This is a genomic window from Streptomyces sp. SM18, from assembly GCF_002910775.2.
Classification (GTDB): domain Bacteria; phylum Actinomycetota; class Actinomycetes; order Streptomycetales; family Streptomycetaceae; genus Streptomyces; species Streptomyces halstedii.
Window position 1 is genome coordinate 6,964,368 of sequence record NZ_CP029342.1, and the last position, 15,246, is coordinate 6,979,613.

The 15,246-nt window shown below is 73.1% G+C and carries 12 protein-coding genes; 9 read left to right on the top strand and 3 right to left on the bottom strand.

All coding sequences use genetic code 11. From position 1 onward, the window contains the following. Positions 1-30: 30 nt before the first annotated feature. Positions 31-1,674, bottom strand: coding sequence for a class I adenylate-forming enzyme family protein (locus tag B9S64_RS31000; RefSeq protein ID WP_103490144.1), 1,644 nt, complete (start codon positions 1,672-1,674; stop codon positions 31-33). Positions 1,675-1,956: 282 nt separating this feature from the next. On the opposite strand from B9S64_RS31000, the gene B9S64_RS31005 reads away from it, so the two are divergent. The 7 genes from B9S64_RS31005 to B9S64_RS31035 all read left to right on the top strand — a co-directional run bounded on the left by B9S64_RS31005 (position 1,957) and on the right by B9S64_RS31035 (position 10,324). After that, positions 1,957-3,573, top strand: a complete 1,617-nt coding sequence (locus tag B9S64_RS31005) for an ABC transporter substrate-binding protein (RefSeq protein WP_103490145.1) — start codon at positions 1,957-1,959, stop codon at positions 3,571-3,573. A gap of 109 nt (positions 3,574-3,682) precedes the next feature. After that, a complete protein-coding gene (locus B9S64_RS31010) occupies positions 3,683-4,651 on the top strand; it encodes an ABC transporter permease (protein WP_103490146.1) in 969 nt (322 codons plus the stop codon). Next, positions 4,644-5,672, top strand: a complete 1,029-nt coding sequence (locus B9S64_RS31015; protein ID WP_103490147.1) for an ABC transporter permease — start codon at positions 4,644-4,646, stop codon at positions 5,670-5,672. Before B9S64_RS31010 ends, B9S64_RS31015 begins: the two co-directional genes overlap by 8 nt. Then, positions 5,669-6,697, top strand: coding sequence for an ABC transporter ATP-binding protein (locus B9S64_RS31020; protein WP_103490148.1), 1,029 nt, complete (start codon positions 5,669-5,671; stop codon positions 6,695-6,697). The genes B9S64_RS31015 and B9S64_RS31020 overlap by 4 nt, the downstream gene beginning before the upstream one ends. Further along, on the top strand, positions 6,694-7,704 hold the full coding sequence (locus B9S64_RS31025; RefSeq protein WP_103490149.1) for an ABC transporter ATP-binding protein: 1,011 nt from the start codon (positions 6,694-6,696) through the stop codon (positions 7,702-7,704). The genes B9S64_RS31020 and B9S64_RS31025 overlap by 4 nt, the downstream gene beginning before the upstream one ends. Beyond that, complete coding sequence (locus tag B9S64_RS31030; RefSeq protein ID WP_103490150.1) at positions 7,701-8,927, top strand: NADH:flavin oxidoreductase; 1,227 nt, start codon at positions 7,701-7,703, stop codon at positions 8,925-8,927. Before B9S64_RS31025 ends, B9S64_RS31030 begins: the two co-directional genes overlap by 4 nt. Next, entirely contained in the window at positions 8,924-10,324 is a 1,401-nt protein-coding gene (locus tag B9S64_RS31035) for an amidase (RefSeq protein ID WP_103505009.1), read from the top strand. Before B9S64_RS31030 ends, B9S64_RS31035 begins: the two co-directional genes overlap by 4 nt. 42 nt (positions 10,325-10,366) lie before the next feature. Here B9S64_RS31035 and eno read toward each other — a convergent pair whose 3' ends face one another. Beyond that, the gene (eno, locus tag B9S64_RS31040; protein WP_103488606.1) at positions 10,367-11,668 is read right to left on the bottom strand and encodes a phosphopyruvate hydratase; all 1,302 of its coding nucleotides are present in this window, start codon (positions 11,666-11,668) and stop codon (positions 10,367-10,369) included. A gap of 223 nt (positions 11,669-11,891) precedes the next feature. Here eno and B9S64_RS31045 point away from each other — a divergent pair, with 223 nt between their 5' ends. After that, positions 11,892-12,314, top strand: a complete 423-nt coding sequence (locus tag B9S64_RS31045; protein WP_103488605.1) for a MarR family winged helix-turn-helix transcriptional regulator — start codon at positions 11,892-11,894, stop codon at positions 12,312-12,314. 87 nt (positions 12,315-12,401) lie between these two features. Here the strand turns inward: B9S64_RS31045 and B9S64_RS31050 are convergent, their stop codons facing one another. Further along, positions 12,402-13,880 (bottom strand): PHB depolymerase family esterase, encoded by a 1,479-nt coding sequence (locus tag B9S64_RS31050; protein ID WP_103488604.1) that lies wholly within the window; start codon positions 13,878-13,880, stop codon positions 12,402-12,404. Between the two features lie 407 nt (positions 13,881-14,287). On the opposite strand from B9S64_RS31050, the gene B9S64_RS31055 reads away from it, so the two are divergent. After that, positions 14,288-15,157 carry a 3-hydroxybutyrate dehydrogenase gene (locus B9S64_RS31055; RefSeq protein WP_103488603.1) on the top strand — a complete coding sequence of 290 codons (870 nt, stop codon included), beginning with the start codon at positions 14,288-14,290 and terminating at the stop codon, positions 15,155-15,157. The last annotated feature ends 89 nt before the right edge of the window (positions 15,158-15,246 follow it).

Consider the following 15,246-nt stretch of genomic DNA (forward strand, 5'->3'; position numbering starts at 1 on the left):
CGGGCCGCCCTCAGACCCGTACCGGCGGCCTCAGACCCGTACCGAGTGCCGGATCACCTTGCCCGTCGCGTTGCGCGGCAGCTGCTCGGCGGTGAGCCGCCAGCGCTTGGGGACCTTGAAGTAGGCCAGCGCGTCCGCCGCGTGCTCCCGCAGGGACTCCTCGGTGGCCGTCGATCCCGGCCTGAGCACCACCACGGCCGCCACCTCCTGGCCCAGATCGGGGTGCGGCACCCCGAGGACCAGGCACTCCACGACGTCCGGGTGCTGGGCGAGCACCGTCTCGATCTCCGCCGGGTAGACGTTCTCGCCCCCGCGGATGATCAGGTCCGAGCGGCGGCTGCGCAGATACAGCCGGCCCTCCCGCAACTGCCCCAGGTCGCCGGTGCGCAGCCAGCGGTCCCGGTCGACGGCCGCCTCGGTCGCCTCCGGATCGCGCCAGTAGCCCAGCATGTTGAACATGCTGCGGACACAGACCTCGCCCTCCTCGCCCTCCGGGAGGGCCCGGCCGGCCGGATCGCGGATCTCCAGGCGGACCCCGACGACGGGCCGCCCGAGACTGCCCGGCGCCGCCGCCAGGTCCCGCGGGTTCGCCGCGGCTATGGCCGTACAGGACTCGGTCAGGCCGTAGCTGTCCACCAGTGAGTCCTTCGCGAACGGCACCTCCCGGCGCAGCCGCTCCTTGAACTCCGTCGTCGAGGGCGCCGAGGCCAGGGCGAACGCGGTCAGCGAGGACGTGTCGTACCGGTCCACCCCGCCGTGTTCGAGGAGCCGGTGGGCCATCGTCGGCACCGCCCCCCAGTTCGTCACGCGTTCCCGCTCCACCATGCCGAGCACCGCGTCCACGTCGAACGCCCCCTGGTGCAGGGCGATCCGGCTGCCCGTGGCCAGCCGGGGCGCGACCAGGTTGTGCAGGCTCGCGATGTGGAACAGGGGCAGCGCCAGCAGGTAGACGCGGTCCTCGGAGGCCACCGGGTCACCGGACTCCGCCAGCAGGGCGTCGTTCAGCCGGTGGTACTCCACGACGGCCAGCAGATTGCGGTGGGTGTGCACCGCGCCCTTGGGGCGGCCCGAGGTCCCCGAGGTGTACAGGATGACGGCCGGGTCGTCCTCGGCGACGTCGGCGGACGGCAGCGGCGCGTCGGGGTATGCCCCGGCGAAGCGGCGGACGTCGTCCTCCAGGGACAGCACCGGGACGGGACAGCCGTCCAGTTTCGCCGACTGCCGGGCGTCCGCCAGCACGAGGGCGGGCTCCGCGTTCGCCACCCCGTAGGCCATCTCGCGCGCCGACCACCAGGCGTTGAACCCGACGGCCACCGCTCCGACGGACACCGTGGCCCAGAACGCCTCGATCCACTCGACGCTGTTGGCGGCGGCGATCGCCACCCGGTCGCCCTTGCCGATGCCGTACTCCTCCCGCAGCACCCGGGCCAGCGAGGCGACCTGCGCCGCGTGTTCGGCGAAGGTGACGCGGCGGTCCGCGGTGACGATGTGATCGCGGTCGCCGTGCGCGACGGACGCGTGCAGGACCTCGTGCAGGGCCCGCTGCCGGTGGACGAAGACCGGCAGCCGGGTGCCCAGGACGTCGTCGTCGGAGAGCTCGAACCGGCCACCCGGGCCTGTGAGCCCCGCGACGGCGGCGAGAGCGGGGGAGCGGTGGTCCGTTTCGCTGGGCATCGGGACTCCTGGTGCGTCGGGAACTCCAGACGGATCGCTTGTCGGGCTCAGTGTCGGCCGAGGGCGAGGCTTCGCTCACCGACGGGTTCCGGTCACCGGGACACCGCGCCACTCACCCACCCGGGAGGGAACGGCCACCCCTCGGGCACGGTCCGCGCCCCGCCGGGTTCCCGGTGAGTGGGATGCCTCACGTCGGCCGGAATTCGCTCACCGTAGCGTCCCCCCACCTGATCCGGCCCCGCTCCTTCTCCGCTCCCCGCCACCGGACCTCTGGAGGAAACCATGAAGCGAGCACCACGGGTACGAGCCCGCCTCGCCGCCGTCCTGGCCGCCGCGGCGCTCCTCAGCTCCGCGTGTGCCTCCCCGGACGGTGGCGGCGACGGAGGGAAGCAGCAGAAGGCCGAACGCGGCCGCTACACGTTCGGGAGCGTCGGTGAACAGCCCGACGCGGGCGAGCCGGTGCGCGGCGGCACCCTGCGCTTCGCGGACTACGCCGAGGCCCGCAGTCTCAGCCCGGCGGCCACCTACGCCACCGGCGCCTCCGGCGGCTCCGCGCTCGCCGCCGTCTACGACGTCCTGATGCGCTACGACACGGCCGCCCAGAGCTACGAACCCTGGCTGGCCGAGTCACTGACGAGCAACGACGACGCCACGGTCTGGACGCTCGAGCTCCGCGACGGCGTCGAGTTCTCCGACGGCACGCCCCTGGACGCGAAGGCGGTCGTCGCCAGCCTGGCGTGGTACCAGGAGAGCAAGGGCGCCGACACCGCGCTGCTCGCCCCCGACCTCGCCAAGACGGAGGCCGTCGACGACTCCACCGTCGTCTTCACCCTCCGCACCTCCTGGGCGACCTTCCCCGCGATGCTCGCCCAGGCCCCGGGCATGATCGTCGCCCCCGCCGCGTACGCCGGCGACACCTTCCGACCGATCGGCGCCGGCCCCTTCACCCTCCAGAAGCACGCCCCTCAGGAGGAGATGATCCTCAAGGCGAACAAGAAGTACTGGAAGGGCCAACCGCACCTGGACGCGGTGCGGTTCGTCTGGCCGCAGGCCGACCGGGCCAAACTCGACGCGCTGAACGACGGCACGGCCGACGTGACGTACATGCGCAGCCCCGACGTCGTGGACGACGCCGTGAAGGAGGGCCACCCCGGGGAGCTGACCCTGACCGGTCTCGGCAACATGGTCACCGTCAACACCCGTGAGGGCCGCCCAGGCGAGGACGTCCGGATCCGCAAGGCGATGGCCCTGGCCCTGGACCCCGAACTCGACACCGCGCGCGCCTACGGGGGCAAGGGCCTGCCCGGTCAGGAGATCTTCCCGCCCGAATCGCGCTGGCACTCCGGCGTCGAACCCCTCGGTATCGACCTGGACAAGGCGAAGGAACTCCTCGCGGAGGCCAGGAAGGACGGGTACGACGGCACCGTCACCTACATGGACGGCACCGACCCCGTCTCCCGGTCCAAGGCGGTCGTCGTCAAGGCGATGCTCGAACGCGTCGGGTTCACGGTCGAGCTCGACCTCGTCTCCTCCATCGCCGACCGGGTGTCGAAGACCTACGTGGACCACGACTTCGACATCAGCCGGGGCGCGGCGAGCGTCTCCGAGGGCGACCCCTACCACCGGCTCCAGAACATCCTGAACTCCGAGAGCTACGGCAACCCCGGCGGCTACGCCGACCCGGAGATGGACCAGCTGCTCGTCCGGCTCCAGGGCGCGAAGGACGAGGCCGGGACCCAGAAGGTCCTCGACGACATCCAGACGCTCTTCAACGAGGACGTCCCCGTCATCAACCTCGGCGCCAGCGCCGGATTCACCGCCTGGGGCGAGCACGTGCACGGCATCGTGCCGACCGACGAGTACATGGTGCTCCTCGGAGAGGCATGGATCGGCACATGACGGCCGCCCGCCCCGTCCACCGGCCCGGCCCCGGCCCGTCCGCGGACGGCGCCCGCCGCCTGATGCCCCGCGGACCCGTACGCCGACCCCAGGCAGACCTGGAGGAACCATGAGCACCGCCGTGGTGCGCCGACTGGCAAGGAAGGCCCTGGAGCTGGCGGGTGTGCTCCTCCTCGCCAGCGTCGGGGTGTTCTCCCTGGCCGTCCTGCTGCCCGGCGACCCCGCCGTGGACATCCTCGGCGCGGGCCGCGACCCGGCCGAGTACGCCGAACTCCGCCACGACCTCGGACTCGACCAACCGCTGGTCACCCGCTACCTCGACTGGCTGGGCGGCGCGCTGACCGGAGACCTCGGACACTCCGTCGTACCCCCGCAGAGCGAGGTCACCGACCGGGTGCTGTCCGCGCTGCCCGTCAGCTTCGAGATCGCGGTGCTCGGACTGCTGCTGGCCCTGCTGATCGCGGTGCCGACGGCCATGTGGTCGGCCTACCGGGAGGGTTCGGCGGCCGACCGGATCCTGGGCGCCGGCACCTTCGGCATCCTGTCCGTGCCCAGCTTCCTGGCCGGGCTGCTGCTGATCCTCGTCCTCGTCAACTCGACGGGCTGGTTCCCCCGTTCGGAATGGGTACGGCTCGGTGACGGCGACCTGCTGGGCAATCTCCGTCACGCGTTCCTGCCGGCGCTCACCGTCGCCCTCGCCGAACTCGCCATGTTCACCCGGGTGTTGCGCAGCGACTTGATCGTCACCCTGCGCGAGGACTACATCCTCGCCGCCCGCGCCAAGGGCATGAGCCCCCCGCGCATCCTGTTCGCCGACGCCCTGCGCCCCTCCTCCTTCTCCCTGGTCACCCTGCTCGGCCTGAGCCTCGGCCGGCTGATCGGCAGCACCGTCGTCGTGGAGTACCTCTTCTCGCTGCCCGGCATGGGGACGCTCGTCGTCAACGCCGCCGGACAGGGCGACTACCCGATGGTCCAGGGCGCCGTGCTCACGATCGCCGTGATCTACGTGATCCTCAACGCCGGAATCGACCTCTCCTACGGTTACCTCGACCCCAGGACGCGACGTGTCCATGTCTGACCTCGCCCCGCGCACGCGGAGCCTCCCGCCCCTGCCCACCGCCGTGTCCCTCACCGTCGCCGGCCTCGTCCTGCTGGTGTCCGGCGCGACCACCCCCTACCTGGTCGCGCCCGCCAGGACGGCCGTCGCCCTCCTCGGACTCGGCCTGCTCCTGGCCGGTGCCTCCCGGCTCGGCAAACGGTGGGCCGGGCCCGGCTTCGACGTGGTGTTCTGGTTCGGCGCGGGCTGGCTCCTGCTGCTCGGACTCGCCATCGTGTTCGTCCCGTGGCTGCCGCTCGCCGAGGACCGCGACGTGGCCACCACCGTCACCGAACCGGTCTTCGCCGCCCCCGCCTTCACCGGCGCCCACCCGCTCGGCACCAACGGCTTCGGCCTCGACCTGCTGGCCAGATCCCTCTACGGGGCCCGCTCCTCCCTGCTCATCTCCCTGTCCGCGGTCGCCGTCGGCACCCTGGCCGGCGGCGCGATCGGCATGGTGGCCGGATACTTCCGCAAGACCGTCGACCGGGCGGTCGGCATCGCCACCAACTCCCTGCTCGCCGTGCCCCCGCTCATCCTGCTCATCGCGCTGGCCACCGTGCTCCAGCCGCACCCGCGCAACGTCGCCCTGTCCCTGTCGCTGCTGACGATCCCCGGCATGGTGCGCCTGGCCCGCGCCACCACCATGGCCTACGCCAACCGGGAGTTCGTCGTCGCCGCCCGCGCCATGGGCGCCAAGCGCTCCCGCGTCCTGGTGCGCGAACTGCTCCCCAACGTCCTGCTGCCCGTCCTGTCCCTCGCCGTCGTGATGATCTCCGTCCTGATCGTCGCCGAAGCCTCCCTCAGCTTCCTCGGACTGGGCATCCAACCGCCGGAACCCACCTGGGGAAACATGATCGCCGAGGGGGAGGGCCAGGTCTTCGAGGAGCACCCGCACATCGTGCTCGTCCCCGGGGCCTTCCTCTTCCTCACCGTGTTCGCCTTCAACATCGTCGGCGAGAAGGCTCGCGGGCGAGGGGACTCCCGGAGCGTGAAACTGTGACCACCCCGCCCGTCGCCACCGGCACCCCCCTGCTCACCGCCACCGGGGTACGGACCGCCTTCCGCACCCCGCGAGGACCGGTGCGGGCCGTCGACGGCGTCTCGCTGTCGCTGTCCGAGGGAGAGACCCTCGGCATCGTGGGGGAGTCCGGATCGGGCAAGTCGGTGCTGGGCCGCACCCTGATGGGCCTGATCACCGACGGCCCCGGCACCACCGTGTCCGGCTCGGTGCTGCTCGGCGGCAAGGACGTCCACCGGCTCACTCCCGCCGGACGGCGTGCCCTGTGGGGCACCGAGGTCGCCATGGTCTTCCAGGACCCCATGACCTCCCTGAACCCCGTGAAGAAGGTCGGCGCCCATCTCTCCGAGAGCGTCCGCCTCCACCTCGGGCTGAGCCGGGCCGACGCCCGCGAACGCGCCGTGGACCTGCTCCGGAAGGTCGGCATCCCCGAACCGGCCCGGCGCGCCACGCAGTATCCGCACGAACTCTCCGGCGGGATGCGGCAGCGCGTCGTCATCGCCATGGCCCTGGCCTGCGGCCCCCGGCTGCTCATCGCCGACGAACCGACCACCGCGCTGGACGTCACCGTGCAGAAGCAGATCCTGGACCTGCTGCGCTCGCTGACCGAGGACCTGCGGATGGCGACGATCCTCATCAGCCACGACCTCGCCACGGTCGCCGGCCGCACGGACCGCGTCGCCGTGATGTACGCCGGACGCCTCGTGGAGTACGCGGACACCGCCGCCGTCTTCGACCGCCCCCGGCACCCGTACAGCAGCGCCCTGATCGCCTCGATCCCGCGCCTCGACCAGCCCCCGCACACCCTGCTGCCCACCATCGAGGGCAGGCCGCCCGACCTGCTGCACCCGCCCGCCGGATGCCGGTTCGCGCCGCGCTGCCCCACCGCGACGGACCGCTGCGTCACCGAGGCGCCCGAGCCGGCCGGATATGCCGGTGACCGTGACGCCGGCGGTGTCGTCGCCTGTCACCACCCCCTGGGCGCCGCCGAGGAGGCCACCCCATGACGACCACCCACGGCACCGGACCGGACCCGCGCCCCGCGCTGGTGGCCGAAGACCTCGTCGTCGAGTACCCCGCCGGGCGCGGCCGCAGGGTGCACGCCGTCTCCGGCGTCGGACTGGAGGTCGCGGCCGGTGAGACCCTCGGCATCCTCGGCGAGTCCGGCTGCGGCAAGTCCACCGTCGGCCGCTCCCTGATCCAGCTGCCGCCCCCCGACTCCGGCACCGTCCGCCTCGGCACCACGACCCTCACCGGCCTCGCCCCCGAGGCACTGCGCCGGGCCCGTGCCCGGATCCAGCTCATCACGCAGGACCCCGTCTCCGCCCTGAACCCCCGCCGCAAGGTCAAGGACCTGGTGTGGGAGGGCCCTTCGATCTGGGGGAGCGGCGGCGACACCCGCGACAAGGACACCCGGACCGACACGGCACTGCGCGACGTCGGCCTCGACCCCGCCACCGTACGGGACCGCAGACCGCACGAGCTGTCCGGCGGCCAGTGCCAGCGGGTGTGCGTCGCCCGCGCCCTGATGCTCGAACCCGAGGTGCTGATCTGCGACGAACCCGTCTCCAGCCTGGACGTGTCCGTGCAGGCGCAGATCCTCAACCTGCTGGAGACCACGGTCCGCCGTCGAGGACTGAGCATGGTGTTCATCGCCCACGACGTGTCCGTGGTGAAGAACATCAGCGACCGCGTGATGGTGATGTACCTCGGCAAGGTCTGCGAGGTACTGCCCTCCGAGGGGCTGCCGCACGAAGCCGCGCACCCCTACACCCGGCTGCTGCTCGCCTCCCTTCCCGAGGTCCAGCTCGGCACCACGGACGCCCCCGCCGACGCGCCCGTGCACGCCGCCGAACTGCCCTCACCCCTGGACCCGCCGTCGGGCTGCCGCTTCCGTACCCGGTGCCCCCTGGCCACCCGACGGTGCGCGGACGAGGAACCCGTACCGCGGGAGATACGGCCCGGCCACCGGGTCGCCTGCCACCACGCCGAACCGAGGAGGAACCGCCCGTGACCACCCCCGAGACCCCCGATGTGCTGGCCCCGGCCGTGCTGGGCCCCGTCAAGCTCCGCAACCGCGTCATCAAGGCCGCGACCTACGAGGGGCTCAGCCACAGGTCCCTGGTGACCAGGGACCTCGTCGACTTCCACGTCGCCTACGCCCGCGGCGGGGTCGGCATGACGACCGTCGCCTACTGCGCGGTCGCCAGGGAAGGCCGCACCGACCGGCACCAGATCCACTGGACCGACGAGGCGATGCCCGGCCTGCGCGTCCTCACCGACGCCGTCCACGCCGAAGGGGCCGCCGTCTGCGCGCAGATCGGCCACGGCGGGCCCGTCGCCAACCCCAAGGGCAACGGCGCCCCGGCCCTCTCGCCGACGAAGCACTTCCACGCCACCACCCTGAGCTGGGCCCGGGAGGCGTCCGTCCACGACATCCGGCGCGTCACCGAGGCACACGCCGAGGCCACGCGCCGCGCCGTCGAGGCGGGCTTCGACGCCGTCGAGGTCCACCTCGGCCACAACTACCTGGCCAGTTCCTTCCTCAGCCCCCGGATCAACCACCGCACCGACGCGTACGGCGGGAGCCTGGAGAACCGGGCCCGCTTCGCCCGGGAGATCATGCGCGCCGTCCACGACGCGGCCGGCGGCCGGATCGCCGTCGTCGCCAAGATGAACATGGACGACGGCGTACCGGGCGGCTTCTGGCTCGACGAGGCCATCCCGGTCGTCCAGTGGCTCGAACGGGACGGCACCGTCGACGCCCTGGAGATGACCGCCGGCAGCTCCCTGCTCAACCCGATGTACCTCTTCAAGGGCGACGCCCCGCTCAAGGAGTTCGCCGACGTCATGCCGCAGCCCATGAAGCTCGGCGTGCGGGCCGTCGGCAAGCACTTCCTGCGCAGCTACCCCTACCAGGACGCCTATCTGCTCCAGGACGCGCGGCAGGTACGGGCCGCCGTGCGGCTCCCGATGATCCTGCTCGGCGGGATCACCGGCAGGCCGGTCATGGACCTCGCGATGCGCGAGGGCTTCGCGTTCGTGGCGATGGCCAGGGCCCTGCTGCGCGAACCCGACCTCGTCAACCGCCTGCGCGACGACGCCTCCACGCCGTCCCTGTGCATCCACTGCAACAAGTGCATGCCGACCAACTTCACCGGCACCCGCTGCGTCCTGGTCGACCGGGGCACCACACGCCGCGAGACCTGGGGCAAGCCCGCCGGGTACGTGGCGTGAGGGGCGCGGACGCGGTCGCCACGGCCGAGGCCGTCAGGAACGGTGAGACCGACGTACGCACCCTCGTCGCGGAGGCCGTCGCCCGTATCGAGCGACTCGGCCCCGCGCTCAACGCGGTGGTCCACACCCGGTTCGAGGCCGCCCTCGACGAGGTGGCGGCTGGCCTGCCGGACGGTCCGCTGCACGGTGTCCCGATGCTCGTCAAGGACCTGGGCACCGAGGTCGCGGGGCTGCCCGCGACCGGTGGCAGCCGGCTCTTCGTGGAGGGTACGGCACCGCGCGACAGCGAACTGGTGGCCCGGTACCGGCGGGCCGGCGCGCTCGTCCTCGGCACCACCAACACCCCCGAACTGGGCCTCAACGCTTCCACCGAACCGGCCCTCTTCGGCCCCACCCGCAACCCGTGGAACACCGCGCACTCGCCGGGCGGCTCCAGCGGCGGGTCCGCCGCCGCGGTGGCGGCGGGCCTGGTGCCGGTCGCGCACGCAAGCGACGGCGGCGGCTCGATCCGCATCCCGGCGGCGGCCTGCGGACTGTTCGGCCTCAAGCCCAGCCGTGGCCGGGTCACCCCGGCGCCCCGGCCGACCACCCTGTCGGGGCTCGTCTCGGGACACCACGCCGTCACCACGTCCGTACGCGACAGCGCGCTGCTCCTCGACGTCGCCGAGGGGCCCCTGCCCGGCGACGCGTACGCCGCACCGCGACCGGCCGCCCCCTTCGCCGAACTGGCCCGCCGCGCCCCGGGGCGTCTGCGGATCGGCCTGCTCACCGCGCTGCCGGACGGCCCCGAGACGCACCCGGAGTGCGCCGAGGCCGCCCGCGCCGCGGCCCTGCTGTGCGAACGCCTCGGCCACCACGTGGCCGAGACCACCGCCCCCTACCGGCCGGACGACGTCGGCCGTACCTCGGGCGTCCTGATGGGCGCCGACCTGGTGGCCCAGATCGACGCCCGCCTCGCCCTGCTCGGCAGACCCCTGGCCGACGACGACATCGAACCCTTCACCCGCGTCCTGTACGACACCTACCGCGCCCTGACCGCGGCCGACGTCAGCCGGGCGCTGCGCCGGGCACAGGAGATCGGCTGGCGGGTGGGCGCGGCGTTCGCGGCGTACGACGTCCTGCTGACCCCGACGCTGGCGCGGCCGACGCCCCGGCTCGGCGTCCTGGACACGGCCGACCCGGAGTCGGTCCACCGGCACGCCTCCGACTACTCCGCCTTCACCAGCGTCCACAACGTGACCGGGATGCCGGCGATGTCCGTCCCCTTCGGCCACGACGGCGCGGGGCTGCCACTGGGGGTGCAGTTCGCCGCACCCCTCGGCGGTGAGGGAACCCTCCTCGCCCTGGCGTCGCAACTGGAAGGGGCGGCACCCTGGGGGAGCCCGCCCGGCCTGTGACGGCGCGGGCCCGTGACCGCCGGGCCCGCGCCTTTCCGCCCCTCAGGACCGGTGGAGCACGGATCCGCCCGCGTACCGCGCGCTGTCGCCCAACTCCTCCTCGATCCGGATGAGCTGGTTGTACTTCGCGGTGCGGTCGGAGCGGGACAGCGAGCCGGTCTTGATCTGCCCGCAGCCCGTCGCCACGGCCAGGTCCGCGATCGTGGTGTCCTCCGTCTCGCCGGACCGGTGCGACATGACGGCGGTCCAGCCCGCGCGGTGCGCGGTGGCGACCGTGGCGAGCGCCTCGGTCAGGGTGCCGACCTGATTGACCTTGACCAGCACCGAGTTGCCGACACCGGTGCGAATGCCCTCAGCGAGCAGCTTCTCGTCGGTGCAGAACACGTCGTCGCCGGTGAGCTGGCAGCGGTCACCGACACGGGCCGTCAGCTCCCGCCAGCCGTCCAGGTCGTCCTCGGCCATCGGGTCCTCGACGGACACGACCGGATACGCCTCGATCAGCCCGGCCAGGTGGTCGGCGTGCTCCGAGGGCGTGCGGCGCACCCCCTCGCCCGCGTACACGTACACGCCGTCCCGGAAGAACTCCGAGGACGCCGGGTCCATGACCAGGCCGACGTCCGTACCCGGGCGGTATCCGGTGCGTTCGACCGCCGCCATGACGAAGTCGAGCGCCTCCTCGGCGGTGCGCAGCGCGGGGGCGAAGCCGCCCTCGTCGCCGACGCCGGTGGAGTGCCCGGCGGCCAGCAGGTCGCGGCGGAGGGTGTGGAAGATCTCGGACCCCATACGGACCGCCTCCGCGAAGGTCTCCGCACCCACCGGGGCGATCATGAACTCCTGGAAGTCCAGCGGATTGTCGGCGTGGGCACCGCCGTTGACGATGTTCATCATCGGCAGTGGCAGGAGGCGGGCGTCGGCGCCGCCGAGGTGGCGGTAGAGCGGGAGGCGGTGCGCGGCCGCCGCGGCCTTGGCGGCGGCGAGGGAGACGCCGAGGACGGCGTTGGCGCCGAGCCGGGACTTGTCGGGTGTGCCGTCGAGCGCGATGAGCGCGGCGTCCAGGCCCGCCTGGTCGTCGGCGTCGCGGCCCACGACCGCGGCCGCGATCTCGCCGTCGACATGGGCGATCGCCCGGTCGACGCCCTTGCCGTGCCAGGCGCCGGGGTCGCCGTCGCGCAGCTCCAGGGCCTCCCGCGCCCCGGTGGAGGCGCCGGACGGGACGGCGGCGCGGCCGAGGGAGCCGTCCGCGAGGACGACATCGGCCTCGACGGTGGGGTTGCCCCGGCTGTCGAGGATCCGGCGGGCGGTGACGGACCGGATGGCGGTGGGGCCGACTGCTGTGGAAGCCATGGGATGTCCTTCCCGTTGACGCGTGCCGCGGCTCTGCTGCGACGACGTCGGCGCCTGCCGCGGCGAGGTCAACTGTACAGCAATGCTGTTCAGTGTGGCTGTTCAGTTCTGCTGTTCAGCTTGGCTGTGCAGGCTGTTCGCTCGCACGGTGCGGGGCAGCGGTGCAGGTCAGCTGGGTGGACGAGGGTGCGTGGGCCCTCGGCGGCGCGCGATAAAGTGCCGTATGGCCACCCCGGAACCCGCCACCGTCGCCGCCGAACTGCGTACCGCGATGGGGAAGCTCACGCGGCGCGTGAAGCACGAGGACCACATCCCGCACGGCCAGGTCGCCGTACTCGGTGTCCTGGACCGGGACGGAGCCATGACCACCAGTGATCTGGCCGCCGATCAGCGTGTGCGGCCCCAGTCCATGGCCCGCGCGGTCGGGCTCCTGCTGGAGCAGGGCCTCGTCGTCCGCCGGGCGCACCCCACGGACGGCCGCAAGTCCCTGGTCGAGCTGTCCGGCGCGGGCCGGGACGCGCTGGAGGGCGAACGCGGACGCAGGGCGGGCTGGCTCGCCCAGGCCATCGAGGCCGAACTCACCCCCGAGGAGCGGGAGACGCTGGCCCGCGGCGCCGCGCTGATGGAGCGGCTGGCCGGACGCTGAGCGCCCCGCCCCGACGCGGGCCCGGACCTCGGCGGGGGCCGTGCCGGTCCCTTCCGGCACGGCCCCCGCGTCCGCTTCCCGTCCGGGTCAGCAGCCGGAGTCGGCGATGACGTAGTGGCCCGGGGACGTCTGCTTCAGGGTGTGGGTGACGAACACGTTGTACAGGCCCATGTTCTGCTCGGAGCCGTTGGCGTACGTGTATCCGCCGGCGGTGTGGGCCCGGCCCGCCACCACGTGGGCGTAGTTGGTGGCCGTCGCGCACGTCGGGGTGTAACCCGTGGTGGTGGCCGAGACGGCGGCGGAGGCCGTGCCGACCGTCCCGTCCGCGGCGACCGCCGCGACCGTGTACGTGTACGCGGTCGCCGGGGACAGACCCGTGTCGGTGAACGAGGTGCCGGTGGGCGCGGCGACCTGGGTGCCGCCCCGGTGGACGCGGTAGGAGGCGGCGCCCTGGACCGGGGACCAGCTCAGCGCCACCGAGGTGTCCGTCACCGTGCCCGCCGCGAGACCGCCCGGCGCGGGCAGCTTCTCGCCGCCCTCGCCCGGGTCGGTACCGCCGTCACCGTCCTGGTCCAGGCCCCAGAACTTCGCCGTGTAGGAGCTGGAGCAGATGGTGTTCAGGAAGTACGCGGCGGTCGAACCGCACTGCTCGGCGCCGGAACCGGGGTTCACGGCGAGACCGTGTCCCATGCCGCTGATCTGGTACAGCTGTACGGCGGGCTTGCCGGAGGCGTCGTCGTAGCTGGTCATCGTCGTGTTGCCGGGGAGCGTCGCGGTGCTGGAGGGGGTCTGGGAGATGCCCCAGACATCGGTCCACTGGTCGCGCAGCTCGGTGGCGTTGACCGGGTAGACCGTGTAGTCAGAGGTGCCCTGCCAGATGGCGACGCGCGGCCAGGGACCCGTGTAACCGGGGTACTGGGCCCGGACCTTGGCGCCCCACTGGGCCGGGGTGAGGTTCAGACTGCCGTACTGGCAGCTCGACGCCCCGACCTGACTGGTGGCGCACTGCGCGGGCAGGCCCGAGGCGATGGACCCGCCCGCGAAGACGTCCGGGTACGCCGCGAGCAGGTTCGCGGCCATGCCGCCGCCCGCCGACAGACCGGTCACGTACACCCGGTCCGGGTCCGAGCCGTACAGCGACCCGGCTTTGGTGACCATCTGGGTGATGGAGGCGGCCTCGCCCTTGCCGCGCGTGGAGTCGGCCGGGTCGAACCAGCCGAAGCAGGACAGCGCGTTGTTCGCCGAGCTGGTCTGCGGGAACACCACGGCGAAGCCGTACGCGTCGGCGATCTTCGGCCAGCCGCTGTTGGCGTAGTAGGCGTCGGCGCTCTGCGCGCAGCCGTGCAGGGCGACGACGACGGGGGCGCCGGCCGGCAGCCCCGCCGGGACGTAGGTGTACATGGACAAGTTGCCCGGGTTGGAGCCGAAGCCGATGACCGGTGTCAACCCGCCCGCCGCGGCGGCCGGCTGGGCGAGGGCTACGGTCCCGGCGGCTGCCGCGAGCAGACCGGACACGGCGAACGTCCCGATCCGCCGCGCGAGGCGGCGTAGGAAGGTGGGGCGCACGGGGGGTACCTCCGAGGATGCGCGAGCCGCCCGGCTTCGGGGGATGACCGGTCGGTGCGGCTCTGGACGGTCGGTGCGGCGGGCGGTCCACCGCTCCCGGGGTCCCGCCCGGGGTCGGTGGCGGGGAGGCCCGGGGGAGAGGGCCACCGGTCACCCGCCGAGCAGGGACGCTAGGCGGGGGGCGACGGGCGCCGACATGTGCACGTACGCCATCCGGCGCCGGGGGAAGTGTGCGTACGGACCGTTGTCCGGGGTGCCGCCGTCCGGCGTACGCGCGGCGGCACCCGGCGCGGACGTGCGCGGTGGGGGCCCGTGCCCGCCCATGGGGCGGGGCACCATGGCGGGGAGCGGAACTGTGTGGGCCGGCCACGTGTGAGCGGTCCTTCCCGGTTTCTACGGTGACGCTCATGGAGAGCACTTCGCGTCCGGACGCCGACCGCCGGACCAACGCCCCGGCCCCGCCCCCCGTCCGCCTCGCCGGACCGGACGAGCCCCACCGCCAGGGCGGGGCCGGCCCCGCGCCCGACGGCCGGTTCCTGGCCGGGAGGACCGCGCTCGTCACGGGGGCCGCGAGTGGCATCGGCCGGGCCTGCGCGGTGGCGCTGGCCTCGGCGGGGGCACATGTGCTGGTGGTGGACATCGCCGGGGACGGGGCCGAGGAGGTCGCCGCACTGATCGGCGGCACCGGCGTGCGGGCGGACCTGGCGGACCCGGAACAGGTGGACGCCCTGGCGGTCGACGGCGTGGACATCGTCGTCAACAACGCCGGCCTCCAGCACGTCGCGCCGCTGCACGAGTTCCCCCCGGACCGGTTCACACTGATCCAGCGGGTCATGCTGGAGGCCCCGTTCCGCATCCTGCGCCGCACTCTGCCGGGGATGTACGCGCGGGGGTGGGGACGGGTCGTCAACATCTCCTCGGTGCACGGGGTGCGGGCCAGCCCCTACAAGTCCGCGTACGTCGCCGCGAAGCACGGGCTGGAGGGGCTGAGCAAGGTGGTGGCCCTGGAAGGCGCCCCGCACGGAGTGACGAGCAACTGTGTGAACCCCGGTTACGTGCGCACCCCCCTCGTCGAGGGACAGATCGCCGACCAGGCCCGCGCGCACGGCATCCCGCCGGAGGAGGTGCTGGAGAAGGTGCTGCTGGAGCGCAGCGCCGTCAAGCGCCTGATCGAACCGGAGGAGGTCGGCGCGGCGGTGCTGTGGCTGTGCGGACCGCACACCGGATCGGTCAGTGGGGCGTCCCTGCCGATGGACGGGGCGTGGACGGCCCGCTGACCCGGCGGACGGCACGCTGTACGCCTCGGGAAGGCCGTACGGGCGGGGGCCGCCCCGGTCCGGCGGTCAAGGGAGATCAAAAAAGGCCA